At 58.3% G+C, this 24,203-nt stretch carries 18 protein-coding genes and 2 tRNA genes; 6 read left to right on the top strand and 14 right to left on the bottom strand.

What is annotated here, in order from left to right; all coding sequences use genetic code 11:
• Positions 1 to 158 precede the first annotated feature (158 nt).
• The 3 genes from KDL09_RS08085 to KDL09_RS08075 all read left to right on the top strand — a co-directional run bounded on the left by KDL09_RS08085 (position 159) and on the right by KDL09_RS08075 (position 3,601).
• Positions 159 to 653, top strand: coding sequence for a hypothetical protein (locus tag KDL09_RS08085; protein ID WP_294383698.1), 495 nt, complete (start codon positions 159 to 161; stop codon positions 651 to 653).
• A 39-nt stretch (positions 654 to 692) separates the two neighbouring features.
• The gene (locus KDL09_RS08080) at positions 693 to 890 is read left to right on the top strand and encodes a hypothetical protein (RefSeq protein ID WP_294383694.1); all 198 of its coding nucleotides are present in this window, start codon (positions 693 to 695) and stop codon (positions 888 to 890) included.
• 140 nt (positions 891 to 1,030) lie between these two features.
• Positions 1,031 to 3,601, top strand: coding sequence for a protein kinase (locus KDL09_RS08075; protein WP_294383691.1), 2,571 nt, complete (start codon positions 1,031 to 1,033; stop codon positions 3,599 to 3,601).
• 24 nt (positions 3,602 to 3,625) lie between these two features.
• On the opposite strand, the gene KDL09_RS08070 is transcribed toward KDL09_RS08075, so the two are convergent.
• Together KDL09_RS08070 and KDL09_RS08065 are read right to left on the bottom strand one after the other, a co-directional pair.
• Positions 3,626 to 4,852 carry a S41 family peptidase gene (locus KDL09_RS08070; RefSeq protein WP_294383688.1) on the bottom strand — a complete coding sequence of 409 codons (1,227 nt, stop codon included), beginning with the start codon at positions 4,850 to 4,852 and terminating at the stop codon, positions 3,626 to 3,628.
• A gap of 383 nt (positions 4,853 to 5,235) precedes the next feature.
• Positions 5,236 to 5,859 (bottom strand): YMGG-like glycine zipper-containing protein, encoded by a 624-nt coding sequence (locus KDL09_RS08065; protein WP_294383687.1) that lies wholly within the window; start codon positions 5,857 to 5,859, stop codon positions 5,236 to 5,238.
• Between the two features lie 154 nt (positions 5,860 to 6,013).
• On the opposite strand from KDL09_RS08065, the gene KDL09_RS08060 reads away from it, so the two are divergent.
• On the top strand, positions 6,014 to 8,947 hold the full coding sequence (locus KDL09_RS08060; RefSeq protein ID WP_345781079.1) for an ATP-binding cassette domain-containing protein: 2,934 nt from the start codon (positions 6,014 to 6,016) through the stop codon (positions 8,945 to 8,947).
• 125 nt (positions 8,948 to 9,072) lie between these two features.
• Here the strand turns inward: KDL09_RS08060 and rpoC are convergent, their stop codons facing one another.
• The 12 genes from rpoC to KDL09_RS08000 all read right to left on the bottom strand — a co-directional run bounded on the left by rpoC (position 9,073) and on the right by KDL09_RS08000 (position 22,232).
• The gene (gene rpoC / locus KDL09_RS08055; RefSeq protein ID WP_294383681.1) at positions 9,073 to 13,212 is read right to left on the bottom strand and encodes a DNA-directed RNA polymerase subunit beta'; all 4,140 of its coding nucleotides are present in this window, start codon (positions 13,210 to 13,212) and stop codon (positions 9,073 to 9,075) included.
• 53 nt (positions 13,213 to 13,265) lie between these two features.
• Entirely contained in the window at positions 13,266 to 17,126 is a 3,861-nt protein-coding gene (gene rpoB, locus KDL09_RS08050; protein WP_294383677.1) for a DNA-directed RNA polymerase subunit beta, read from the bottom strand.
• A gap of 86 nt (positions 17,127 to 17,212) precedes the next feature.
• A complete protein-coding gene (locus tag KDL09_RS08045) occupies positions 17,213 to 17,392 on the bottom strand; it encodes a hypothetical protein (RefSeq protein ID WP_294383674.1) in 180 nt (59 codons plus the stop codon).
• Positions 17,393 to 17,506: 114 nt separating this feature from the next.
• The gene (rplL, locus tag KDL09_RS08040; RefSeq protein ID WP_294383671.1) at positions 17,507 to 17,893 is read right to left on the bottom strand and encodes a 50S ribosomal protein L7/L12; all 387 of its coding nucleotides are present in this window, start codon (positions 17,891 to 17,893) and stop codon (positions 17,507 to 17,509) included.
• Positions 17,894 to 18,038: 145 nt separating this feature from the next.
• A complete protein-coding gene (rplJ, locus tag KDL09_RS08035; protein WP_294383669.1) occupies positions 18,039 to 18,548 on the bottom strand; it encodes a 50S ribosomal protein L10 in 510 nt (169 codons plus the stop codon).
• An 18-nt stretch (positions 18,549 to 18,566) separates the two neighbouring features.
• Positions 18,567 to 19,265 carry a 50S ribosomal protein L1 gene (gene rplA, locus KDL09_RS08030; RefSeq protein ID WP_294383666.1) on the bottom strand — a complete coding sequence of 233 codons (699 nt, stop codon included), beginning with the start codon at positions 19,263 to 19,265 and terminating at the stop codon, positions 18,567 to 18,569.
• Between the two features lie 54 nt (positions 19,266 to 19,319).
• On the bottom strand, positions 19,320 to 19,745 hold the full coding sequence (gene rplK / locus KDL09_RS08025) for a 50S ribosomal protein L11 (protein ID WP_294383664.1): 426 nt from the start codon (positions 19,743 to 19,745) through the stop codon (positions 19,320 to 19,322).
• A gap of 54 nt (positions 19,746 to 19,799) precedes the next feature.
• The gene (gene nusG, locus KDL09_RS08020; RefSeq protein WP_294383662.1) at positions 19,800 to 20,369 is read right to left on the bottom strand and encodes a transcription termination/antitermination protein NusG; all 570 of its coding nucleotides are present in this window, start codon (positions 20,367 to 20,369) and stop codon (positions 19,800 to 19,802) included.
• Positions 20,370 to 20,409: 40 nt separating this feature from the next.
• Positions 20,410 to 20,628: a preprotein translocase subunit SecE gene (locus KDL09_RS08015; protein ID WP_294383659.1), complete on the bottom strand. Its 219-nt coding sequence runs from the start codon at positions 20,626 to 20,628 to the stop codon at positions 20,410 to 20,412.
• Positions 20,629 to 20,670: 42 nt separating this feature from the next.
• Positions 20,671 to 20,746, bottom strand: a tRNA-Trp gene (locus KDL09_RS08010).
• 151 nt (positions 20,747 to 20,897) lie between these two features.
• Positions 20,898 to 22,082 (bottom strand): elongation factor Tu, encoded by a 1,185-nt coding sequence (gene tuf, locus KDL09_RS08005; RefSeq protein ID WP_294383657.1) that lies wholly within the window; start codon positions 22,080 to 22,082, stop codon positions 20,898 to 20,900.
• A gap of 75 nt (positions 22,083 to 22,157) precedes the next feature.
• Positions 22,158 to 22,232: transfer RNA gene (locus KDL09_RS08000), tRNA-Thr, on the bottom strand.
• Between the two features lie 345 nt (positions 22,233 to 22,577).
• Between KDL09_RS08000 and KDL09_RS07995 the strand changes: the two genes are divergently transcribed.
• Together KDL09_RS07995 and KDL09_RS07990 are read left to right on the top strand one after the other, a co-directional pair.
• Complete coding sequence (locus KDL09_RS07995) at positions 22,578 to 23,930, top strand: VWA domain-containing protein (RefSeq protein ID WP_294383654.1); 1,353 nt, start codon at positions 22,578 to 22,580, stop codon at positions 23,928 to 23,930.
• Between the two features lie 99 nt (positions 23,931 to 24,029).
• On the top strand, positions 24,030 to 24,197 hold the full coding sequence (locus KDL09_RS07990) for a hypothetical protein (protein WP_294383652.1): 168 nt from the start codon (positions 24,030 to 24,032) through the stop codon (positions 24,195 to 24,197).
• The last annotated feature ends 6 nt before the right edge of the window (positions 24,198 to 24,203 follow it).

The raw sequence follows: 24,203 nt of genomic DNA, 5'->3' as shown, positions 1-24,203 counted from the left end.
TCGTCAACATCCCGATCGACGGTGCGATCCCGCGGGATCAAGTGACGCGCATGAATTCACTTCTTGAAGAACTCTGCACTGAGTTTGTCCAATGACCGCTCTTGGATTGGCATCCTGATTTCCCCTTCGTTCCTAACCTCATCACACCTGCCAAAACTATGAAAAAGCTGCTTACTCTCTCCAGCCTGCTCCTGCTTTCCGCAGGCAGTCTCCGTGCCGACCCCGCCCAGGCGGAAGACGTCGCCTACCGCATGGCCAAGGACTACATCGCCAAGTCCTTCCAAATGGCCCCCACCGACAACACCGGCATCCTCGGCAGCGGCCAGGCCATTCGTTTCCTGATCCCGGTCAATCGCGGCGTTGATTATGTCTTTCTAGCCGGAACGGACAGCTTCGCTCTCGACGCGGACATCTACGTCTATGACGAGGTTGGCCAGTTGATCCTCGACGACCGCCGCGGTTCGAAGCTGGCGGGCGTTCAATTCCGTTCCTCCTACAACGGCACAGCTGTCGTTTATCTGCACATGGCCCGCGCCAATGGCCTCGCCTCATACTGCGTGCTTGTCGGTCGCCGAGGCGTGCAAAAAGAAGGCATCTCAGGAGCTGGCGGCGAGGGAGATGCCGCGGTCCCTCAGTTCCCCGAGAAAAAATAATTCAATCCCCCACAAACACACTCCTGTCCCTCACACTCTATGAAAACACTGCTCAGTGCCTTCGCCGCCGTCACCTTGATCTCCAGTTGCACTTACACGACCTACGTCGTGCCCCCACCCAAGCCGGCTCCCGTCAAGCGCAGCTCGTCCTCCTCGACGAAATCCGCCTCCGTCAGCAGTTCCACGGCTCCGGACACGTTCCAGGCTGTCACTAAGCCGTCGAGCTACAGCAACTGATCCTGTCACGACAATTCGTGAATATCTAGATTCGCAGGCCACCCTTGCCGGGTGGCCTGCATTTTTTGGTGCGTGAGCCTTGATGGAACCATTTCACAGCTTGAACACGCACATCAGAGCCGCCAATTTAACCGAAGTGCATGCCCGCCCCAGATCCATCGACACCAAACGTCAATCTTGACGAGTTTGAGTTCGGCCAGACGCTTCGAGCCCACCAAGGTGGTGACAAGGCGTTCGGTCGCTTCGTGATGAAACGTAAGCTTGGACAGGGAGGCATGGGCATGGTCTGGCTGGCGGAAGACACGCTCTTAAAAAATCGCGAGGTGGCGCTCAAGTTTGCTCCGCCAAACATACGCGACGATGACTCGGCAATCGAAGAACTGAAGCAAGAGACGCTCAGCGGGCAGGCTCTCGCCCACCCGAACATCGTGCGCATCTACGATTTCTTCATCGACGAGGAAAGCGCCGCGATCTGCATGGAGTACGTGGACGGTGAAACTCTGGCTCGCCTGCGCACGCGGCAACCCGGCAAAATCTTCGAACCCAGGCAGGTGACACGCTGGGTCGCCCAGTTGCTCGACGGGCTGTCCTATGCCCATCGGACGGCCAGACTGGTCCATCGTGACCTCAAGCCGCCGAATCTCATCGTCAACACCCAGGGCGACCTAAAGATCATGGACTTCGGCATCGCCCGCAGCATTCAGGATGCCATCACCCGGGTCACCAACGTTGGCAGTTCCACCGGCACTCTGGCCTACATGAGCCCTCAGCAGGCAGCGGGACAACACGCGGGGCCGGAGGACGACGTCTACAGTCTCGGTTGTACCCTTTATGAGTTGTTCACCGGCAAACCTCCTTTCTACACCGGAGACATCAGCCGCCAGCTTCGCGATTCTCTGCCACCCACCGTGACCGAGCGCCGCATGGAATTCGGACTCACCGCCGCTGAGCCGATGCCTCCAGTGTGGGAGGATGTGATTATGCGCTGTCTCTCCAAACAACCGGAGCAGCGGCCAGCCAGCGTGGACGAGGTGCGTTCCCTCCTTGGCCTCGGCGGCACATCTGGCACACCTGATCTGACACCGGCATTAGAAGCACCTACCACTGCCAGCACTGACACCACCGCAGCGTTTATGCCGACTGCGTCCACTCAGGTTGCCGCCAGCGCGAGAGGAGTCACGTTGCGCGCCAGTCAGGCTCTTGAGCCATTGCTCGTCGACACGCAAAGCCGCGCCACTCAGGCATCCACGCGGATCCGCGATACTCAAGCTGCTGTTGCCGAAAGCACCGTGACCGCCGCGGATGGCCAAAAGACATCCGGCAAGATTCCCGCATGGGTCTGGATCGCGAGTTCGGCTGCCACATTGGTCGTGGGAGCTCTCATCGTGCTGTGGAGCACCAAACGTGACTCCCAGACGGTGATAAATAACACAAAGGACCAGAGCAATTCCAATGTGGTCCAGCAGCAGGAGAAGCTGGACACAAACACGACTGCACCTGCAAATCCTTCGGCAGAGACGACCAGTTCTCCGCCGACTGCCGCTACCACGAGTCCAACAATGGCCGCCGCCACGCCAGACAAAAGCTTGGGGCTGCTCGTTCCCGATGCCTATAAATCTTTTGCTGAAGCGATGAGTGCCGCCAAACCCGGAGAGACGGTCAAAATCAAAGGTGGCACCTATGATGAGCCCCTGCGACTAGTGGACGGCGTTTCCGTCGCTGCAGCAGTTCCTGGCGAGCGTGTGCTGATCAGTGTGGCCGGCGCCCAAGGTGCCGCGTTGGACGCGGATCGCATCAAGGCAGCTGTTACAATCACCGGGATCACCTTCAGTCACGCGGAGGGAGATCAAACAACACCTTCAAGTGCGCTTGCCACCGCCGCAGTCTTGTCGAGCCGCATTGAGTTTATCGACTGTGTTTTTGAAGCCGGTCTCGGAAGCGGTTTGCAGGTGGAAGGAGCCAGCCAAGTCACGCTAACCCGGTGCGTCGTTCAGAGAAACAGCGCCGAAGGTGTGGTCATTTCGCGCGGGGCCAGGATGACGATAAATGACACTCGGGTAAATGCGAACGGGGCTGATGGGATCAGGCTTTCCGGAACGGGCAGCACCGCTGAGCTGCAAAAAGTCGAAACTACTCGAAATCTGCGTAATGGGGTGATGATTGAACAAGGCGCCAGGCTGACGGGGCATGCCGTCACCACGTCTGAGAACACCTACAACGGCCTCCACACCGCAGACGAAAACAGCACCGCAGAGCTGGATGGCGGCGAATGTAATCGCAACGGCTTTTCATTTTTGGGGAAAGACAGCAAAGGCACCCTCAGCAACTTGGGCGGAGCCGGACTGGTTGCTGAAGCCGGCGCCCGACTGGTGGTGACCGGAATGCAGATCTCCGGCAATGCCCGCGACGGCATCAACATCTCCGAATGTGCCAGCGACACTCGTGTGACCGGATGCACGCTCACCAGCAATGCGCGTAATGCCATCCTCGCCCTGTGCTCGACGCGTCCGGTGGTCACGATCACGAACAACCGTTGTGTGGGGTCGGAGCGAGGCATCGCATTGGACGGAACAGACTTTGTACCGCAACTGACCGACAATCACTTCGAGAACCTGCTCGTCGGCATCTTTTTAACTCCGGGTGCCCGGCCTGAGATGAGCGGCAGCACCTTCGACAACGTGCGAACCGAGGTGCAGAAAGCACAACCGTAAAACGGCAAGGAACATTGGTAACACTTATTCTACCAGCTTGATCACGGGACGTGGTTTCGCGACGCCACTTTCCATGGAAATCGCCTTTGGAGAATAGATTTTTCCTCCGTTGCTCAAAGAGGGAGCCAATCCAGTGCCATCCCAGCAAAGACCGGCCGGGCTGAACATGCGACCAACCGTCAGTGTGAGCCTGCCGCCTGATTTCAGACGGATCTCCTCCTGGAGAATACCCTTGCCATAAGTTTTGGCTCCCTGACTCGAAACCTTGTCGGGCAACGCGGCAAAAAGTGCAGCGATGACAACTTCAGAAGCGCTTGCCGTACCCTCGTCCTGCAGGATGGAAATCTGAAAAGGTTTCACCAACGGTTTGGCAGTGGTACGCATTTGAACCGGGGCCATGCCGCGCTCCACGTTGGTGACCACAAGCGCCCCCTCGTCCATAAACACATTGGCGACCCCCACAGCCTCGGTTATCTGACCTCCACCGTTGCCACGCAGATCAAGTGTAAGCGTCTGCGGCGAACTCCCTTCCTGCTGACGCAGCAATTCCGCCAACCGGGCCGACACGCCCTCATCAAAACGCCGCACGCGCACCAACAAGCCGCCGGCATCACGTTCCACCTTGACCAGTGGAGGGGCTCCCCCCAAGTCTCTGGTTACAGTCAGCATCTGACTGCGGCCTGTCGCTTTCTTCAGCCTTAAATTCACTTGAGTACCAGGCACTCCGCGAATCTGGCCCACTACAGAAGCAAGGGTTCGGTCGGAGACAGGTTTGCCGTCGATGGTCACGAGCATGTCACCGGGACTGACGCCGGCTGCGGACGCCGTACCTTCAGGGTAGGGATAGCAAAAAAAATCACCTTCTTTCTGCTGCACAGTGATACCGATGCCGCTGGTGCCGGGAATGGCCGCCAGCCTGTCAATCCTAGCCATATCCTCGGCGGATTCGTAGCGGCTGTACTCGTCCAGAGTGCCGCAAAACAAGGCCAGCGCTTTGTCCACCAGTTCCAATGCGCCGTAACGCTGGCCAGGCAGAGTAGTTAGCAGAGCCAAATGAGCACGAGCAGACTCCTGAACCGCTCCCACAGACTCCATGGAAAGCTTGGGCAACGGCGGCAGTTCTTCACCGCGAACCACACCTGATTCATAGAGACGACCAAGTGCCCGCGTGACAACCTCTCCCGAGGTAACAGGGTAATAGCACTCCTTCTCAACCACCTGCGCCGTCTCCATCAACACGGCCATTGCCATGTCGAGATCAGCGGCGTCTTGTGAGTTAACAGATCTAGGGGTGGCGAACAGACAAACTGCAAGACTGGCGGCAAGGGGAACCAGCCGACATTCTGTCCAATACCCCCAACCTCTCATCGCAGACTGTCGTATGAAGAACGCAATGTTGACGAACGCCGTTGCTGACGCTCGGTGTCAGACTGAACACGGTAAAGTTCACGCTGCTTGGCGTCTATCCGCTGATCAGCTTTCGACTGCGACCAGCCAAACAGCCCCCCTTGGGCGGGGTCTCCGGTAGTCTCACAACCGACGAGACAGAAAACAGAAGCGAGAAGTGTGAGAAGCAGTTTTGGACGCACTTTCATAAACTGGAAGAGTTAGTGAATCAGGTGTGACAGTCTTCATCAGGCGTCAGCCTCACGGCTCAGACTGGCCAGACGCTGATAGTTGCTGTTGATGTTACTGCGTGTGCTGCGCAGGCTGATGACCTCGTTTTTCAAGGTCGGGCTGCTCGCCTCACCGAGCACTCGATTCTGGTTGGTGATCTCCGAGTCGATGGTCTTCATCTGCTTGGACGCCTCATTCTCCAGATTGATGATCTCAGCCTTCTTCTGCCGAAGTGCACCACGATTTCCAGAAGCCTTGGCGGCGGCGATTTCAGAACTCAGCTTCGAAATCCGAGCACTGAGGGTGCTATTGTAAGAACGAGCGTTCTGATTCGTGCGGCGAGCTTGGGCGATGCAGGCGTCCAGCCACGCTTCAGTAGAGCGGTACTGCGCCTTCTTGTTGGCCACATGATTGCCATAAGCCAGACCGGCAATGCTGCCCGCAGCCAGACCGATCAACGCACCACGCCCCGCGTTGCCGCTGGCCGCACCGATCAATGCACCGAGGCCGGCGCCGAGAGCGGCTCCGCCAAGAGCCCCTTCAGTCCGGGTTCGCGTTCCGTCATTCTGAATGTTGGTGCAGCTGGCAAACATGCACAGACAAAGTGTCGTAGCCGTGAATTTGGTGAAGAGGGAGTTCATGGTATATTTTTGGCAGTCCGCAGTAGATACAATCATGATTGACTAAAAAAGACCAGCAATTTTTTCGAAACGTGACAGTCTGGATTGACTTGGACTCCACAGAAACTGTCTGCACAGGCACCTCCTCCGACTCTGAATTAATCTGCTCCGCCCTATGAACGGTCAAATCTCCGTCTGCGTTTCCGGCGCTCCAGCTGTACACTATGTCCTCAAAGAGACTGCGCTGAGAATTGGCTCAGCCCAAGATTGTGATCTCAGTCTTAGCGGAGCTCATCTCCTCCCAGAACACGCGCGACTGACATGGGAGCAGCGCACTGCTACATGGGTGCTGACCCCCTTCTCCCCGGTCGCTGCGCGAACAATACGCGTCAACGGCATCTCCGTCACATCCAAGGCGGCTCTTCAACACGGAGACATTGTCGAACTGCCTGATGTCTTCATCCGCTTCCAGCGCGTCCCCGACACACCAAAGCAAGCGACGAAAGGCCTGAATGAGATCAATCTACAGCGCCTCAAGCGGCTGATGATCGGCAGAGCCGACGGCGAGGAGAATGACCCTGAAAAACTTGCGCTCGATGCCGCCGACCTGAGCATCTCCCGAGAACATGTGCTGCTGGAAAAGGACGCCACTGGAGACTGGGTGGCCATAGACAAAAGCCAGGCCGGCACACCGCTGAACGACCAGTTTTTCCGCGAGCGCAAACTACAGGTCGGGGATCTGTTGAAAATTGGCAGCTACAGTTTCGAGTTCACCGGCTACTCGCTGCGAAGGGTGCCGCGCCAGTCTGGCGCACGTATAGAGGCGCGCGGTATTTCCGTCACTCTCAAGTCGGGCCGGCGCATCCTCAACGATGTCTCGCTGGACATCGAGCGCTGTACGTTTGTCGGCATCGTCGGGGGCAGCGGCCAGGGCAAGTCCACGCTTTTGAACGCACTCTGCGGAATCAATCCCGCCACCGAAGGCAAGGTGTACATCAATGACATGCCTCTGGACGATCCAAAGCAGATGGCCTCGGCTGGCATTGGTTTTGTGCCACAGGATGACATCGTGCACCGTGAGATCACCGTCGAGCAGGCGTTGCACTTCAGTGCTCGCCTCCGTCTGCCCCCGGAAACTCCGGCACGCGCCATCGGCAGCCTGGTGGACGAGACCATCGCGCGTCTTGATCTCACCGACCACCGCTTTAAGACCATCGCACAGCTCTCCGGCGGGCAGCGCAAGCGCGTAAGCATCGCCACCGAACTGCTGTCCAAGCCCTCGGTTCTCTTTCTCGACGAGCCCTCTTCCGGCTTGGATCCTGCCACAGAGTTCTCTCTGATGAGCCTGCTCAACAGCCTGGCAAAAACCTGCACCATCGTCTGCACCACCCACGTGCTCGAGAACGCCCAGCTTTTCGACAAGCTGCTGTTCGTGCAGGACGGCTTCGTTGTCTGCGATGTTGACACTGAGCGCCCCGAGAGCCGCGGCCCCGAAGCAGCACTCGTCACTGATGCGTCATCACTCACCGGCACCCGCAGTTCTACGGCCTACCGTCTTCGACCTGCCGCAGAGATGGCAATGGCGAATTTCCAGACAAACAGCCTGCTCAAGGTCTATCAAATGCTGTCCGTGCCGCCGCATGAAGGTGGTAAAACGGGCAAAGAGTGGCGTGAGCAGTTTGAAAAACAGCGCGGTACATTCAACCGACCGGACTTTGGCAGCCAGAACACCGAACTTCCGATCGACGACTCCAAGAAGAGGCGCGGAGGCGGCTACGCCCGCAGCCTACTCGTGCAGCTTGCCCGCCAATGGGCGATCCTGCGTTCCGACAAATTAAACCTCGTCTTCATAGCGGCCCAACCCATGATCATCGCCCTGCTGATCGGCTGGGTGGCGAAGGATGCTGTGCTGCGCTCATTCCTTTGTGTTGTCGCCACGCTTTGGTTTGGTTGCAGCAACGGAGCGCAGCAGATTGTGCGTGAACTTCCGGTCTTTCGCCGCGAGCGAGTCTGCGGCCTGGGCATGAACTGCTATGTGCAGAGCAAGCTGCTCTTTCTCGGTGCTCTTACGACTGTTCAGGCACTGCTGCTGCTCCTTATCACTCTCATCACCGCCTACTTCATCCATCCGCCAGAATTCGATCGCGAAGTGTTTCGTGAGAAAATGGCTGCGGCGATGTACCCGGTGCCTCCATCAACCGCCGACAGTGGTGCGGACGAAGTCTTCAACGCTGTCGCCGAAGGAGAGAACCCCGTGGAACCTGCCACATTGGAACCCAGCGCCGGAGGTGTCGAAGCAGCTGTGGCTAATGAACAAGCCAAGCGCAACTCATGGAAGGTCAGTTTTCTCACAGCCACCGCGTCCTTTTTTGGAATTGCCGACAACCTCATGGACGCCACCGAACCGGTCACTCCGGAATCCAGAGACAGCGGTCTCACGGCACCGATGTCGATCATGCGCATCCTCTCGGGCACCATCGTGCTGCGCTTCGCCGCTCTCTTCGCGGCAGCCGTCGTCGGCATTGCCATTGGCCTCACCATCTCAGCGCTCGTCCGCAACAGCACGCAGGCGGTGTTGTGGGTGCCGCTGGTTCTTATTCCACAGATTCTCTTCGGCGGCTTCGTCGTCACACGACCGGAGATGACTGCCAGCGTGCGCTCCGCCAGCATCTTCATACCCAGTTTCTGCGCTCAGCGATTGATGGATGTCGCGCATGTCTATGGCCAGGCGGTGCCGCGCATGGCCAACCGCACCAAATACCCGGTTTTCCTGACACCGGGAGGAGATCAAGAAACGATCGAATGGGAAACCGTCGAAGGGCCGGTCAGCGAGGATTACGACAAGGTCTCCGACCATAACAAGTCCTGGCAAAACCTGATCGTTTTTCCGGCTCTGGCAGGCCAGCACGCCAATCGCTATTCCATCATTCGCGGAGTCAAAAAGTACGACGAAAGCGTGGAAGGCCGCGATGACGTGAACTACCCGATGGGCATCATCTATCGAAACCTCGCCCCCGCTGCGTCTTCAGTAGGTGTCCTGCTTCTCTGGGTTGCCGTCTGCTATACCGCCACCTGGTTCGGCCTGCGGGGCAAGCAGAAAGGCAAGTGACGCTTCTATGGCGCGCATGGACGCGTCTCACGCCAAGGCATGTTCTTGACATGTTCTTGAAAGCAAAACCGCCTCCGACGGCTTGCACCGAAGGAGGCGGGTGAGGTTTGACTGCTGCAGCTGGTTTAGGCGACTTCTTCTTCCGGAGAAGCCGGCAGCGCAGGGCGCTCGGTCTCGTGAAGTTCGAAGTTTCGGTTGCTGATGAAGCCGGTGCCGGCGGGGATGAGATGCCCCATGATGACGTTTTCCTTGAAGCCGCGCAGGAAGTCGGACTTCGCAAGCGTCGCAGCCTCGGTGAGCACACGAGTCGTATCCTGGAAGGACGCGGCTGAGATGAAGCTCTCGGTCTCGATGGAGGCCTTGGTGATGCCGAGGAGGACAGGCTCTGCTTCCGCAGGCTTGCCGCCTTCTTCGGTAACACGCTCGTTCTCCTTCTCGAACGTGGTGCGGTCGATCTGATCGCCCCAGAGGAACTCGGTATCGCCGGTGTCGGTGACCTTCACCTTGCGCAGCATCTGACGGATGATGATCTCAACGTGCTTGTCGTTGATTTCCACACCCTGAGCACGGTACACTTCCTGCACTTCGTTGACGAGGTGCTCACGGAGCGCCTGCGGGCCAAGAATCTCGAGGAGATCGTGCGGGACAACAGGGCCGTCGGTGATCTGGTCGCCCTTGCTGACATGGTCTCCGTTGAAGAGAAGGATGTGCTTGCTGCGGGGGATGAGATGTTCTTCCTGCTGGCCTGTCTTGGTGTCGGTGACAATGACACGACGCTTGCCACGAACGAGACCGCCAATCTCGACGGTACCGTCGATGCGGGCGATTTCGCAGGCGTCCTTCGGCTTGCGGGCTTCGAAGAGCTCGGCCACACGAGGAAGACCACCGGTGATGTCCTTTGTCTTGGAGGCCTTACGAGGCGTCTTGGCGATCGTGGTGCCGGCTTCGACCTTCTCGTTGTTCTTGACGCTCAAGTGAGCACCCGCAGGAATGGTGTAGCTGGCAAGCACTTCATGCGTCTTCGGATTCACGACGACGACCTGAGGATGAAGGTCTTCCTTGTGCTCGATAACGACGGTTTCTTCGTTGCCGGTGCTCTGGTTGACTTCCTTGGTGATGGTGATGCCGGAGATCATGTCGCGGAACTCCAGCTTACCGGCCTTCTCGGTGATGATCGGCACGTTGTAAGGATCCCAAGTGACAACCTGCTGGCCCTTCTTGACCTTGCCACCTTCCTCGACGGCGATGACGGCGCCTGCGACGAGCTTGTGGCTCTCGAGTTCGCGACCGTCTTCGTCATGGATGGAAAGAATGCCGTTCTTAGTAAGGGCGATCCAGGTGCCTTCAATGGTCTGCACCGCACGCATGTCGGTGTACTTGACGATACCGGCGTTCTTGGTGTTGATGAAGGGCTGCTTGAAGGAGCTCATGGCGGCACCACCCACGTGGAAGGTACGCATGGTAAGCTGCGTTCCCGGTTCGCCAATGGACTGGGCGGCCACGATGCCGACGGCTTCGCCGATCTTCGCCATGCGATGCGTGGCGAGGTGGAGACCGTAGCACTTCGAGCAGCAGCCACGCTTGCTTTCGCAAGTGAGCACAGAGCGGATCTTGAGCTTCTCGACGCCGATCTTCGCAAGGTGTGCGGCCTCCTTTTCGGAAGCGAGCTGGCCCGCCTTGATGACAACGCTCTTGTCCACGGGGTCATGAATGGTTTCGCAACTGGTGCGACCATAGACGCGAGTCTTGAGATCAACGATCTCTTCATCACCCTGATAGATGGAAGAAAGCGTGATTCCGTTGACGGTGCCGCAATCTTCTTCGGTGACGATGACGTCCTGGGACACATCGACGAGCTTGCGGGTCATGTAACCGGAGTCAGCGGTCTTCAAGGCGGTGTCTGCCAGACCTTTGCGAGCACCGTGAGTGGAAATGAAGTACTCGAGCACCGTCAGACCTTCGCGGAAGTTCGAGGTGATCGGGCGTTCGATGATCTCACCGGAGGGCTTGGCCATCAGGCCTCGCATGCCAGCGAGCTGCTTGATCTGCGTACGGTTGCCTCGGGCGCCCGAGTTGACCATGACGTAGAGCGGGTTGTGATGCTTCTTGCCGTCGTTGTACTCCAGCGTGCGGAAGAGTTCGTCAGCGACGATTTCACCCACCTGGGTCCAGATGTCGATGATCTTCTGATAGCGCTCACCATGGGTGATGATACCGCGGCGATACTGCTTCTCGATTTCCTCGATCTGCTTGTAGGCGTTGTCGAGACCGCCGGCTTTGGCCTGCGGAATGACCATGTCAGTGATCCCGATGGAACAACCGGAACGGGTGGCTTCGCGGAAACCGAGCTGCTTGAGACGGTCAAGAGCGGCAACGGCCTCCTTCTGCCCCACGGTCTGGAAGCAGCGCCAGATGATGTCTGACACCTGCTTCTTGCCGACAGTGGTGTTGATGAAGCCGAGGCCTTCCGGCCAGGTTTCATTGAAGAGCACGCGACCCGCGGTGGTTTCGATCACAGCCTTGGTCGGATCGCCATAAGGACGCTTCGGCAGGCCGTAGTCCGGATTACGGAAACGGATCTTGTCATTCACGGAAAGACCGCCTTCAGAGATTGCGAACTCGACTTCGGAAGCGTCGTTGAAGACCGGCACGCGTCCTTCGACCTCGCCCTTCTTCGCCTTGGCGTCGTGGCTCGGGAACTCACGCAGGTAGGTGAGGAAGTAGCAGCCCAGAGGAATGTCCTGGGAGGGGTTCATCACGGGCTTGCCGGATGCTGGGCTGAACAGGTTGTTCGGCGCGAGCATGAGCAGGCGGGCCTCCATCTGAGCTTCGATGGAAAGCGGAACGTGAACGGCCATCTGGTCACCGTCGAAGTCGGCGTTGTAGGCCGTACAAACGAGGGGATGTACGCGAATGGCCTCACCTTCGATGAGCTTCGGTTCGAAAGCCTGAATCGAGAGACGGTGGAGCGTCGGAGCGCGGTTGAGGAGCACCGGGTGGCCCTTGGTCACTTCGTCAAGAATGTCCCATACTTCGGGCGTGCGGCGCTCAATCATCTTTTTCGCACTGCGGACGGTGTGCACGAGGCCCATCTCCTTGAGGCGGCGGATGATGAAAGGTTCAAACAGGACAAGCGCCATCTTTTTCGGCAGACCGCATTGGTGCAGCAGAAGGTCAGGACCGATAACGATGACGGAACGGCCGGAGTAATCGACACGCTTGCCGAGCAGGTTCTGACGGAAGCGGCCGGACTTGCCCTTGAGCATGTCGGACATCGACTTCAGCGGACGGTTGCCGGCGCCGGTGACAGGACGGCCGTGGCGGCCGTTGTCGAACAACGCATCGACGGCTTCCTGCAGCATGCGCTTTTCGTTGCGGATGATGACATCCGGCGTGCGCAGTTGAAGGAGGTTCTTGAGACGGTTGTTGCGGTTGATGACGCGACGATAGAGATCGTTGAGGTCGGAGGTCGCAAAGCGTCCGCCTTCGAGAGGAACGAGAGGACGAAGGTCCGGCGGAATGACCGGAAGCACTTCGAGAATCATCCATTCCGGACGGCTGTGGCTTTCGGCAAAGCCCTGGCAGAGCTTGAGACGCTTGGCGAGCTTCTTGCGAATCTGCTTGGAGCGCGTCTTGGTCATCGCCTCCTCGAGTTCCTTGATCTGATCGGCCAAATTGATCTGGGAGAAGATGTCGCGGATGGCCTGGGCGCCCATGCCGACGCGGAAGGCGTCTGCACCATACTGCTCCTCGGCTTCGCGCAGGTCGACTTCGGTCAGGAGCTGGCCGCGCTGAAGCGGCGTGCTGCCCGGATCGATGACCATGTAGTCTTCATAGTAAATCACGCGCTCCAGCGAACGAGCGGTCATGTCTAGCATGAGGCCGATGCGGGAAGGCATACACTTGTAAAACCAGATGTGAGTCACCGGCACGGCGAGCTCGATGTGGCCCATGCGCTCACGACGAACGCGGGAGAGGGTCACTTCAACGCCACAGCGGTCGCAAACAACGCCCTTGTGCTTGATGCGCTTGTACTTGCCGCAGGCACACTCCCAGTCACGGGTGGGCCCGAAGATGCGCTCGCAGAACAAGCCGCCTTTTTCAGGCTTGAAGGTGCGGTAGTTGATGGTTTCTGGATTCTTGACTTCGCCGGAGGACCAGGAGCGGGTGCGGTCGGCGGAGGCGATGCAGATCGACACATAGTCGAACTCCTCGCCGTGTTGGGGTTCCCCGAAGATTTCTTTCAAGCTCGCGTCAGCATTCATGATGTGTGGAGATGGGTGGCAGTTTTTGGCGCTGGGTTTCTGGGGAAGGCGGATTAAGCACCCGCCGAGGTGGCAAAGCTTTCGAGAGCTTCGGCGTCAGCATTCGCGTTGGAGCGTTTATGCACCTTCACGTCGAGGCCGAGGGACTGCATTTCCTTGATGAGCACGTTGAAGGATTCCGGCGTGCCGGCTTCCAGGGCGTGGTCACCCTTGACGATCTGTTCGTAAATGCGCGTGCGTCCCTGAACATCGTCGGATTTGACGGTGAGGAGCTCCTGCAGCGTGAACGCGGCACCGTAGGCTTCAAGCGCCCACACTTCCATTTCCCCGAAACGCTGGCCGCCGTATTGGGCCTTGCCGCCAAGAGGCTGCTGCGTGACGAGAGAGTAAGGTCCGACGGCACGTGCGTGGATTTTGTCAGCGACAAGGTGGTTCAGCTTCAGCATGTAGATGTAGCCGACAACGACATCCAGGCTAAAGGAGTCACCGGTGCGACCATCGAAGAGCTTGGACTTGCCATTGAGGCCCATCCACTCGTAGCCGGGAACCTTCTTGGCTTCCTTGATGTACTCCATGATCTTGGACTCAGGAATGCCGTCGAACACCGGCGTGGCGATCTTCATGCCGAGCGCTTTCGCGGCGAGGCCAAGGTGGGTTTCAAGCACCTGACCCACGTTCATGCGCGATGGCACGCCCAGCGGGTTGAGCACGATGTCCACCGGAGTTCCGTTTTCGAGGAACGGCATGTCTTCTTCCGGAACAATGTTGGCGACGATACCTTTGTTACCGTGACGGCCGGCCATCTTGTCACCCACCGAAAGCTTGCGCTTGCTGGCGAGGAAGACGCGCACCTGCTTGACCACGCCTGAATCGGCGGTGTCTTCGCTGCTCTCGATCTTGTCGAGGTTGCGCTCACGTTCCATGTCGGCATCGGAGAACTTCTGTTCGAAGGTCTGGATGATGTCGAAGATCTTGTTGCGGATCGGGCTCGGGTCGATTTCGATCGTGTCGTAGCTTTCGGCCACGTGACGAAGCATCGTCTTGGTGATCTTCTTGTTGGCACCAACAAGAGGCTCGCCGGTCTGACCGTTCACGATGTCGAGCGGGATCTTTTCATTGAGCAGGATGTCGGAAAGACGCTCGGTGAGCTGCTCGGTGAGGTCTTCCTTCTTGCTGCGGTAGTCTTCTTCGATCTGCTTGATGTGACGCTTGTACTCGGCAGGAGAGAGCTTCTCCTTCTCAGAGTCAGCTCCTGCACCGCGCTGGGCGATGCGGACATCCATGATGATGCCGGTGCAACCGGAGGGAACACGCAGGGAGGTGTCCTTCACGTCGGCGGCCTTTTCACCGAAGATGGCGCGCAGAAGGCGCTCTTCAGGGGCGAGTTCGGTTTCGGATTTCGGAGTGATCTTGCCGACAAGAATGTCGCCAGGCTTCACTTCCGCGCCGATGCGCACGACGCCCTGGGCGTCGAGGTTCTTCAGCGCTTCATCACCGACGTTCGGGATGTCACGCGTGATTTCTTCTGGTCCAAGCTTCGTGTCACGAGCGATGACTTCGAAGTCTTCGATGTGGATGGAGGTGTAGATGTCCTCCTTCACCACGCGACGGCTGATGGTGATGGCGTCTTCGAAGTTGTAGCCGTTCCAAGGCATGAACGCGACGAGCATGTTCTTGCCGATGGCAAGTTCACCCTGATCGGTGCAAGGACCGTCAGCGATGACGTCGCCCTTCTTGATCTTCTGCCCACGCTTCACCAGCGGTTGCTGGTTGATGCAGGTGCCGGCATTGCTGCGGCCGAATTTGCGAAGCGGATAGACGTGCGTGCCTTTCTCCTCGTCGGTCTGCACCGACTTGAGCGGGTTCTCGAGGAATTTTTCGTCTTTGACCGGCAGGTTGCCGTCCTTCGTGATGATGATCACGTCGGCGGTGGCGGCGGCGACAGTGCCGTTGGCATCAGCCACGATTACTGAACGCGAGTCGCGTGCCGCCTTGCCTTCCATGCCGGTGCCAACGAGCGGAGATTCACCTTCGAGCAAAGGAACGCCCTGGCGCTGCATGTTGGAACCCATGAGGGCACGGTTGGCGTCATCGTGCTCGAGGAACGGAATGAGTGCGGCAGCAACGGAAACGAGCTGCTTCGGCGACACGTCCATAAGCGTGGCCTTCTCGGGTTCGACTTCAATGAAGTCGCCACGATAGCGCACGGTGATCTTGCTGCCTTTGAAGCGGCCTTTCTCATCGACCGGATTGTTCGACTGGGCGATGTAATGCTTCTCTTCCTGGTCGGCGGTGAGATACTCGATCTTCTCGGACACGACGCAGTCCTTGACCGGACGGTAAGGCGTTTCGATGAAGCCGAACTCGTTGATGCGGGCGTAGGAGCCGAGGGAGTTGATCAGACCGATGTTCGGACCTTCCGGAGTCTCAATCGGGCAAATACGGCCGTAGTGGGACGGGTGAACGTCACGCACTTCGAAGCCGGCGCGGTCACGATTCAGACCTCCTGGCCCGAGTGCGGACAAACGGCGTTTGTGGGTCAATTCGGCCAGAGGATTAATCTGGTCCATGAACTGACTGAGCTGGCTGCGACCGAAGAAGTCGCGAACAACGGCGGAGAGCGCCTTCGGATTGACGAGCTTGGCGGGCGTCATGGTGTCCATGTTCACGTCGAACAAGGTCATGCGCTCCTTGACGAGACGCTCGGTGCGGGAAAGGCCCACGCGGCACTGATTGGCGAGAAGTTCGCCCACGGCACGCACACGGCGGCTGCCGAGATGGTCGATATCATCCAGAATGCCCTGCCCTTCACGCAGGTGGAACAGGTAGCGGAGCGCGGAGATGACGTCCTCGGCGGTGAGGATGCGCATTTCGGTGTCCACCTTGAGACCGAGCTTCTGGTTGATCTTGTAGCGACCAACGCGAGTGAGGTCATAGCGCTTCGGATCGAAGAACAGGCGTTTCACCAGCGCACGCGCGTTCGGCGTGGTGGGCGGATCGCCCGGACGCAGGCGGCGGTAGATTTCCTTGAGCGCTTCGTCCTCGTCCTTCGCAGTGTCCTTGCGGAGAGAAGTGATGAGCAGGTCGTCGGGCGATGCGGTGACGACTTTGATGGACTTGTGGCCAAGCTGAATGAGCTGACGCACGACGCCCTGGGTGAGCGGCTCGTACGCGCGGGCGACGATGAGTTCGCCGTCGAGGATGTCCTTGAAGAGGATCTTGGTGGCGATTTCCTCTTCAGAAATGCTGTCCTTCAGCTTCAGGTCCTGGATTTCGTAGAACAGCTTGAGGATGTCCTCGTCCGTCGGGAAACCGATCACGCGCAGAAGCGTGGTGGCGAGGAACTTGCGACGACGACGACGACGGTCGAGATAGACGTAAAGCAGGTCGTTTGTGTCGAACTGCACTTCGAGCCAGGTGCCGCGGTCAGGAATGATGCGGAAGCCATGCAGCCAGCGACCGTTGAGATGCTGGGTGGTTTCGAAGCAGATGCCCGGGGAACGATGAAGCTGGGAGACGACCACACGCTCGGCTCCGTTGATCACGAACGTGCCGCGCACGGTCATGAGGGGGATTTCGCCCATGTAAACACGCTCCTGCTTGGCGCCCTGCTCATCCTTGAGCTCATAGGTCACGTAAAGCGGTGCGCTGTAGGTCTCGGCCTCGTGAATCGCTTCGAGGGAGTTGAGCTTGGGTTCTCCGATTTCGTACATGACGAAATCGAGCGTCATTTTCTCATCGTAGCTGGTGATCGGGAAAACTTCCCGGAACACGGCCTGAAGGCCAAGGTCCTTGCGCTTCGAGGGCAGGATGTTTTTCTGGAGAAACTCCTCGTATGAGCGGAGCTGGATCTCGATGAGGTTCGGTGGCTCGGCGACTTCGTGGATTTTGCCAAAGTTAGTGCGCTGGGACATAAGGCAGGGATGAGGCGGTTAGGGGGCGATTGGCGGTGGCACGGGATGCGGAAGGGTGAGTTCCGCGAAGCAACAAAGGAGCGATGTCAGGCGGCCAGCCCGGCATCACTTGCGATTGTCGCGAAAACGAAGCAGCCGGAACCGGGGTGGAAACCCAGGTTCAGGCCATGAAAATTGTCAGAAGCATGCGCGACATCGCGAGCAGCCCCGGAACCGTAGCACTTGCTGCGGAGGTTCAGGAGAGAGTCGCGGGGGGTTGCGGGCATGCGATGGAACTAATCAAACGGGGGATTAAACTAACACTAACTGAGGGCTCCTGACCGCGCGGCGCTGCAGATGAACGCAGACGCCACGCGGCAAAGAGCAGGAGGAACGAGAGACTACTTGATCGTGACCTTGGCGCCAGCGGCTTCCAATTTCTTCTTGATGTCTTCGGCTTCGTCCTTTTTGCAGCCTTCCTTGAGCGTCTGCGGAGCGCTCTCGACGAGCTTCTTCGCTTCGGCAAGGCCAAGGCCGGGGACAACGCCGCGGACTTCCTTGATGACGCCAATCTTATTGGCACCAGCGTCGGCAAGCACGACATCAAACTCGGTCTTTTCCTCAGCGGCGGCTGCAGGAGCAGCACCACCGGCGGCGCCGGCAGCGGCAACCGCGACAGGAGCAGCGGCGCTAACGCCCCACTTTTCCTCGAGGGATTTCACAAGTTCAGCGACTTCCAGGACGGTCAAGCCACTCAGTTCTTCAACGATTTTATTCAGGTCAGCCATGTTAGTATGTCGGTATCGCCGTGGTCCGAAGCATCGGATGGTTTAAGAGCGAAAGCTGTCGCTCCGGCGAGGAACCATTGGGTGTTTGGGTATTCAGGCCATTTTACGGGCCATCTGGTCAAATGGGTTGGGAAGTTGGCAAAGATTATTGCTCGCCCTTGGCCTTGAGCACGCGTGCAAGCGATGCGGCAGGTTCGTTGAGGGTGCGAACAAGTTTCGAAGCAGGAGCCTGAAGAACGCCAAGCAGCTGGGCGAGGAGAACTTCGCGGGCAGGCAGGTCGGCGAGCGCCTTGATGGCGGCGGCATCGAGCAGCTTGCCGTCGAGAATGCCGACTTTCATCACCGGCTTTTCAAACTCGGCGGCGAAGTTCTTCATGGTCTTCGCGGCGGCGCAGACGTCCTTGGCTCCGGTCACGTAGGCGCTCTGCCCGGTGAGGTGGGCGCCCAGTTCACCCGGGAATCCGGCCTTTTCAGCAGCCTTCTTCACAAGGTTGTTTTTGAAGACGTGGATCTCGGCGCCAACAGCGCTGAGGCGCTTGCGCAGTTCGGCGAACTTGTCGACCTTCAGGCCGGTGTAGTCGACGACGAACAGGAACGGAGATGCATTGACCCGTTGCAGCAGGTCATCAATGAGCAATGATTTGAGAGCTTTCATGTTTCGGTGCTGCAGGAATTAGAGTTTGACGTACTTCGACACATCGATGCGGAGCGCGGGCGACATGGTGGCGGCGAGAGTGATGGTTTCAACGTAGCGACCACGGGCGGAGGCGGGCTTGGCACGCACCACGGCTTCGATCAGCGAGGTGGCGTTTTCAGCGAGCTGGGCCACTTCGAAAGAAGCCTTGCCGACGGAAGAGGCGATGTTGCCGTTCTTGTCGAGTTTGAAGTCGGCACGGCCGGCCTTGACGGCCTTGACAGCGGCGGCGGTGTCTTCGGTCACGGTGCCGGTTCGCGGATTAGGCATCAGGCCGCGAGGTCCGAGCTGCTTACCGAGCTTGCGGACTTCGTTCATGGCGGCAGGCGTGGCGATGGCGACGTCGAAATCAGTGAAGCCATCCTTGACCTTGGCGATCAGATCTTCGTTGCCGACGATGTCAGCACCGGCAGCCTTGGCTGCGTCAGCGGCAGCGCCCTGGGCGAACACGGCGACGCGTACCGTTTTACCGGAACCATGAGGCAGCGGGCAGGTGCCGCGAACCATCTGGTCGCTCTTCTTTGGATCGACGCCCATGCGGAAAGACAGGGTGACGGTCTGGTTGAACTTGGTGCCAGGGAGTTTGCGCAGGAGTTCGGCCGCTTCTTCAAGCGTAAATGCCTTTCCTGCCGGGACCATCTCGGCGGCTTTCTTGTAGCGTTTGCTTCTCTTTTGCATGGTGTGTGTGCAGTGGTGGCGAACTGTGACGTTCTCCTGCTTCGGGTTGGGGGATTATTCGGCGATTTCGATGCCCATCTGACGGGCGGTTCCAGCCATGATGCGGGAAGCGCGTTCGAGGTCGGAGGTGTTCAAGTCGGCAAGCTTGAGCTTGGTGGCTTCAAGCAACTGGGCTTTGGTGATTTTAGCCACCTTCTTCTTGTTGGCTTCGCCGGAGCCGGACGCGATGTTGGCCACCTTTTTCAGAAGGTTTGAGGCCGGCGGCTGCTTGGTGATGAAGGTGAAGCTCTTGTCCTTGTAAACCGTGATAACGGTCGGCAGCACATCACCACCAGCCTTGGAGGTGGCGGCGTTGAACTCCTTGCAGAAGGCCATGATGTTCACACCGGCCTGACCGAGAGCAGGGCCGATGGGCGGTGCGGGGTTGGCGGCACCAGCCTTGATCTGGAGCTTGATGAGTTTGATGATTTCCTTGGCCATGTGTTTGTATTCCTTGCTTGCTTTAGATTAGATTCAGTGTGGCGGCGTCTCGGCTTATGCCTTCTCGACCTGCCAGTATTCGAGATCGACCGGGGTGGAGCGGCCGAAAATGTTGACGGAGACCCGCAACACACCGCGCTCTGGGTCGATCTCCTCGACGATGCCGTTCTGGCTTTCGAAAGGACCATCGGCCACGCGGACTGTGTCGCCGAGATTGAAGGCGATCTTGGGCACGGCACCTTCGTCTTTATCGCGCACCTGGGCCAGCATGGCCTCCACTTCCTTCGCACGCATGGGGATCGGGTGATCTTTTGTGCCTGCGAAGTTGAGAACGCCGTCGGTTTCCTTGACGAAGTACCAAGTCTTGTCCACCAGACGGTTGTGGTCGTCCAGTAGGTGACAGTTGGCGATAACGTAGCCGGGGAAAAACTTGCGATTACTTTCGGAGCGCTTGCCTTTCTTCACCTCGGCCACGCGTTCCATGGGCACGAGAACTTGGAAGACATAATCCCCCATCTCCTCCTTTTCGATACGGCGGAGCATGCTGTCACGGACCTTTTGTTCAAGGCCGGAGCGGACGTGGATGACAAACCACTGGTCGCGGGGTGCGGGGATGGCTCCCATAAAAGAGTTGGAGGAAAGGGGGTTGGGGGGGGACGGGAGATTACATGCCCAGCTTCTGAGCGGCTTCGAAAGCCCACTTGAAACTGATGTCAAACGCCGCCACGAAGCCTCCGAGCAGGATCATCGCGATGAACACCACCACTGTGGACTCATTCAACTCGCGGTATTTTGCGAAGCCCTTCTCCTTGGGATCCCAAGGCCAGGTGGCCTTCTTGAGTTCAAGGATGACCTCGCTGATGTATTTGCGGATGCGGCTCATGTGAAGCGTTTCGTTTTCTGCGGATGATTCCGGGATTTTCGCTGGCAGGCCAGGAGGGACTCGAACCCCCAACCGACGGTTTTGGAGACCGCTACTCTACCAATTGAGCTACTGACCTGTGTGAGCGAGAAAGCTTCCCGGAATGAAATAACGGATGAATTCGATTTGGCAAGTCCGCCGCCCCTTTCGACTCCGATCAGGAGACGAATCCACCGCCGGGCCTGTGCGCCAGACCCGGCGGGGTTTCGAGACAAACGAACTAGATGAGCTTAGTCGAGGATGTTGGCCACACGGCCGGCACCCACGGTCTTGCCGCCCTCGCGGATGGCGAAACGGATGGTCTTCTCCATGGCGATCGGGGTGATCAGCTCGACCTCGATCGAGACGTTGTCACCAGGCATCACCATTTCGACACCTTCAGGAAGCTTCACGCTGCCGGTCACGTCCGTGGTGCGGAAGTAGAACTGCGGGCGGTAGTTGTTGAAGAACGGCGTGTGACGGCCGCCTTCATCCTTGGAAAGGACGTACACCTCTGCGGTGAACTTCTTATGAGGGGTGACGGAACCCGGCTTGGCGATCACCTGGCCGCGCTCGACATCGCTCTTCTTCGTGCCGCGAAGCAGAAGACCGACATTGTCGCCTGCACGACCTTCGTCGAGAAGCTTGCGGAACATTTCGATGTCGGTGACGGTCGTCTTGACGGTCGGACGAATGCCGACGATTTCGACTTCGGACATCTTCTTGATGATCCCACGCTCGACACGGCCGGTGCAGACGGTGCCACGACCTTCGATCGCGAACACGTCTTCGACGGGCATAAGGAAATCTTTGTCGATCGGACGCTCAGGCAACGGGATGTAGCTGTCCACAGCTTCCATGAGCTTGAGGATGTTGCCTTCGTGTTCGGCATCACCTTCGAGAGCCTTGAGGGCGGAACCCTTGACGATCGGGATGTCATCACCCGGGAAGTCATACTTGGAGAGAAGGTCGCGAACTTCCATCTCAACGAGGTCGAGGAGTTCGGCGTCATCCACCATGTCCACTTTATTCATGAACACGCAGAGGGCGGGCACGCCGACCTGGCGGGCGAGCAGGATGTGCTCACGGGTCTGAGGCATCGGGCCGTCAGCGGCGGACACCACGAGAATCGCACCGTCCATCTGAGCAGCGCCGGTGATCATGTTCTTCACATAGTCGGCGTGGCCGGGGCAGTCCACGTGCGCATAGTGACGCTTGTCGGTTTCATACTCCACGTGAGCGGTGTTGATCGTGATGCCGCGCTCTTTCTCTTCGGGAGCAGCGTCAATTTGATCGTAGGCACGTGCCTGGGCGAAGCCTTTCTTGGAAAGGACGGTCGTGATGGCAGCGGTCAGGGTGGTCTTGCCGTGGTCAACGTGGCCAATCGTACCGATGTTGACGTGAGGCTTGTTGCGTTGGAATGCTTCTTTAGCCATGGAGTAGGTTAGGTGAGGGGGTGCGCTTGAACTGGTTCGTTTGTCGTGTTTCGAAGATCCCCACCGTTCTGCCACTGGAGCTGTTAGAGGGACTTGAACCCTCGACCTCGTCCTTACCAAGGACGTGCTCTACCACTGAGCTATAACAGCTTAACCGGCGGCGGCCCTGTGAGAGACCTCCTCCTCTTTCGACAAGAAAACCGGGATATGAAAGCCTCCTTGATTGAGATCAAGAGACAATACACCCCGGCCTTTTACCGAAAAAGTGGGCCGAAAGTAGGACGGTGGGGGTATCTGTCAAAGATTATTTCCAATCTTTGCGAAAGAGTCGAAAAATCCCGGCGGACCAACCGCTCCAACTGCAGCGTTAGACTTCCATCTTTCAGCTTGGTTTGCTCGTTTCAGCCCCATAATCTGCATCAACAACACCATCCCAACTTGGCGGCCAACGGTCGCTGGCAGGACGGTATCGGACTATCGCAAATCGAAATCGCCATGCGCCTCTCTCAAAACTTGTGTGTGTTGATCTTGTTTGCCGCACTCCCCTCGCCTGCGGCTGACGAAGGCGAGGCGCTGCTCAAAAGCATTGTCAAAAACGTTCGCAGCGGCAACCAGGAGGCCCTGGCCCCCCTCAAAGAGCTCCACACTCACAAAATGGCCGCTGACACCGTGCTCACTCTCGTGGGTGACAAGCGCGTGGGAATCGGCATCAAGATGCGCCTAGCCGAAATAGTCGCCTCCTGGCCCTCAGGTGAGGCTCGCCGGATGCTTGCGGACTGGCTGAACAAACATCCTTCTTGTGATGACGAGACCTTGTTTTTTTTTGCCGATATCGGCCTGCTGGAAACTCGTGGTTTCTTCTGGAGCCTGATCACGCAGCTCAAAGGCCCCTTGTCAGACGTGCGTAATCCCGAACGCGTTGCCTTGGCGGCCAAGGCTCTCGGAGCGTTTCAGGACAACCCTGAAGTCGTGGTCGCGCGCATCGCTGCGATGCTCGACCCAGCCAATGCCCATGTCATGCGCGCCTGCGCCGCAGAGGCCCTTGGAGGAATGCGCAGCGCGCTGGCGATTCAATCCCTGCTGCCGCAGCTCCGTGACGACTCCATCGGTCACACTGTCCGCTGCTCGCTGTACCGCCTCACCGGTCAGGATTTTGTCGAAGACGACACCAAGTGGAAAACCTGGCTCACGGAACAAGGACCCAACATCCCTTGGAAAATGCTCGCCCGTTCCGATTTCGACAACTACCTCAAACTTCAGAAGCTGCTCAAGCCGCTCGACGAGGATCCCACCATGAACATGGCGTCTTTCTACGGCGTGGAGTTTCGAGCAAAGGGGGCGCTCTTTATTCTCGACGTCAGCGGCAGCATGGACTTCGAAAACCGCATCAGCAAACTCAAGGGGCAGATGAGCGACCTGCTGGTCGCCATGCAGAACACATCCAGCAAACTGCGCTACGGCATCGTCACCTTCGGGGAGGATGTCGAGTCATGCTTTTCCGGACGCGGTATCGCGCAGGACGACGAAAAAAATCACAAGCAGGCGGTTCGTTTCGTCGAACGCATTCAAGCCAACGGTGGCACCCCGATGTGCGAAGCGCTCAATCTCACGCTCACCAAGATTCTCCCTGCCGGCAACATCGACGCGATTTACTTCCTCAGCGACGGTTCCCCCAGTGATGGCACTCCGGACCAGGTGCTTGATCTCGCCAAACGCATCCATGAAACATTTCAGGTTCGCATTCACACCATAGCCATCGGTGAAGAGCCCGCGCAAGGCTTTGAGCAGGCCTCGCTGCTCCAGCAAATCGCCAACGCCTGCGGCGGCACATTTACGATTCCACGCTGAATCAGCGTCCGCTGCAGCTTCCGAATCGAGAATCTCCGATGCCTGCCACCCGGACACTCGGAACTTGAGTCTGAGGACTGGCACCTTAAAATGCCGCATATGAAAATCATCGCCTCCATCCTCTGCCTCACCGTTCTCACCCTTTCTGCCTGCCGCGGTGGTGGCGGTCCTGCCACCCGTGTCGGACGTGGCATCGACCACGCCTTCTACAAAACCGGCCAAGGAATCGAAAAAGTCGGTCGCAAGATCGAAGGAACCGCGCATTAAACCGCA

Origin of the sequence: Prosthecobacter sp. (assembly GCF_020439865.1) — a bacterium.
In the GTDB taxonomy this organism is placed as follows: Bacteria; Verrucomicrobiota; Verrucomicrobiia; order Verrucomicrobiales; family Verrucomicrobiaceae; genus Prosthecobacter.
This window is presented reverse-complemented; position numbering and strand designations above follow the sequence as displayed.

Excerpts from the sequence above, each read along its gene's own strand:
- KDL09_RS08085 (WP_294383698.1), top strand. The coding sequence starts at position 159 with ATGAAAAAGCTGCTTACTCTCTCCAGCCTGCTCCTGCTTTCCGCAGGC.
- KDL09_RS08080 (WP_294383694.1), top strand. The coding sequence starts at position 693 with ATGAAAACACTGCTCAGTGCCTTCGCCGCCGTCACCTTGATCTCCAGT.
- KDL09_RS08075 (WP_294383691.1), top strand. The coding sequence starts at position 1,031 with ATGCCCGCCCCAGATCCATCGACACCAAACGTCAATCTTGACGAGTTT.
- KDL09_RS08070 (WP_294383688.1), bottom strand. The coding sequence starts at position 4,852 with ATGGCAATGGCCGTGTTGATGGAGACGGCGCAGGTGGTTGAGAAGGAG.
- KDL09_RS08065 (WP_294383687.1), bottom strand. The coding sequence starts at position 5,859 with ATGAACTCCCTCTTCACCAAATTCACGGCTACGACACTTTGTCTGTGC.
- KDL09_RS08060 (WP_345781079.1), top strand. The coding sequence starts at position 6,014 with ATGAACGGTCAAATCTCCGTCTGCGTTTCCGGCGCTCCAGCTGTACAC.
- rpoC (WP_294383681.1), bottom strand. The coding sequence starts at position 13,212 with ATGAATGCTGACGCGAGCTTGAAAGAAATCTTCGGGGAACCCCAACAC.
- rpoB (WP_294383677.1), bottom strand. The coding sequence starts at position 17,126 with ATGTCCCAGCGCACTAACTTTGGCAAAATCCACGAAGTCGCCGAGCCA.
- KDL09_RS08045 (WP_294383674.1), bottom strand. The coding sequence starts at position 17,392 with ATGCCCGCAACCCCCCGCGACTCTCTCCTGAACCTCCGCAGCAAGTGC.
- rplL (WP_294383671.1), bottom strand. The coding sequence starts at position 17,893 with ATGGCTGACCTGAATAAAATCGTTGAAGAACTGAGTGGCTTGACCGTC.
- rplJ (WP_294383669.1), bottom strand. The coding sequence starts at position 18,548 with ATGAAAGCTCTCAAATCATTGCTCATTGATGACCTGCTGCAACGGGTC.
- rplA (WP_294383666.1), bottom strand. The coding sequence starts at position 19,265 with ATGCAAAAGAGAAGCAAACGCTACAAGAAAGCCGCCGAGATGGTCCCG.
- rplK (WP_294383664.1), bottom strand. The coding sequence starts at position 19,745 with ATGGCCAAGGAAATCATCAAACTCATCAAGCTCCAGATCAAGGCTGGT.
- nusG (WP_294383662.1), bottom strand. The coding sequence starts at position 20,369 with ATGGGAGCCATCCCCGCACCCCGCGACCAGTGGTTTGTCATCCACGTC.
- KDL09_RS08015 (WP_294383659.1), bottom strand. The coding sequence starts at position 20,628 with ATGAGCCGCATCCGCAAATACATCAGCGAGGTCATCCTTGAACTCAAG.
- tuf (WP_294383657.1), bottom strand. The coding sequence starts at position 22,082 with ATGGCTAAAGAAGCATTCCAACGCAACAAGCCTCACGTCAACATCGGT.
- KDL09_RS07995 (WP_294383654.1), top strand. The coding sequence starts at position 22,578 with ATGCGCCTCTCTCAAAACTTGTGTGTGTTGATCTTGTTTGCCGCACTC.
- KDL09_RS07990 (WP_294383652.1), top strand. The coding sequence starts at position 24,030 with ATGAAAATCATCGCCTCCATCCTCTGCCTCACCGTTCTCACCCTTTCT.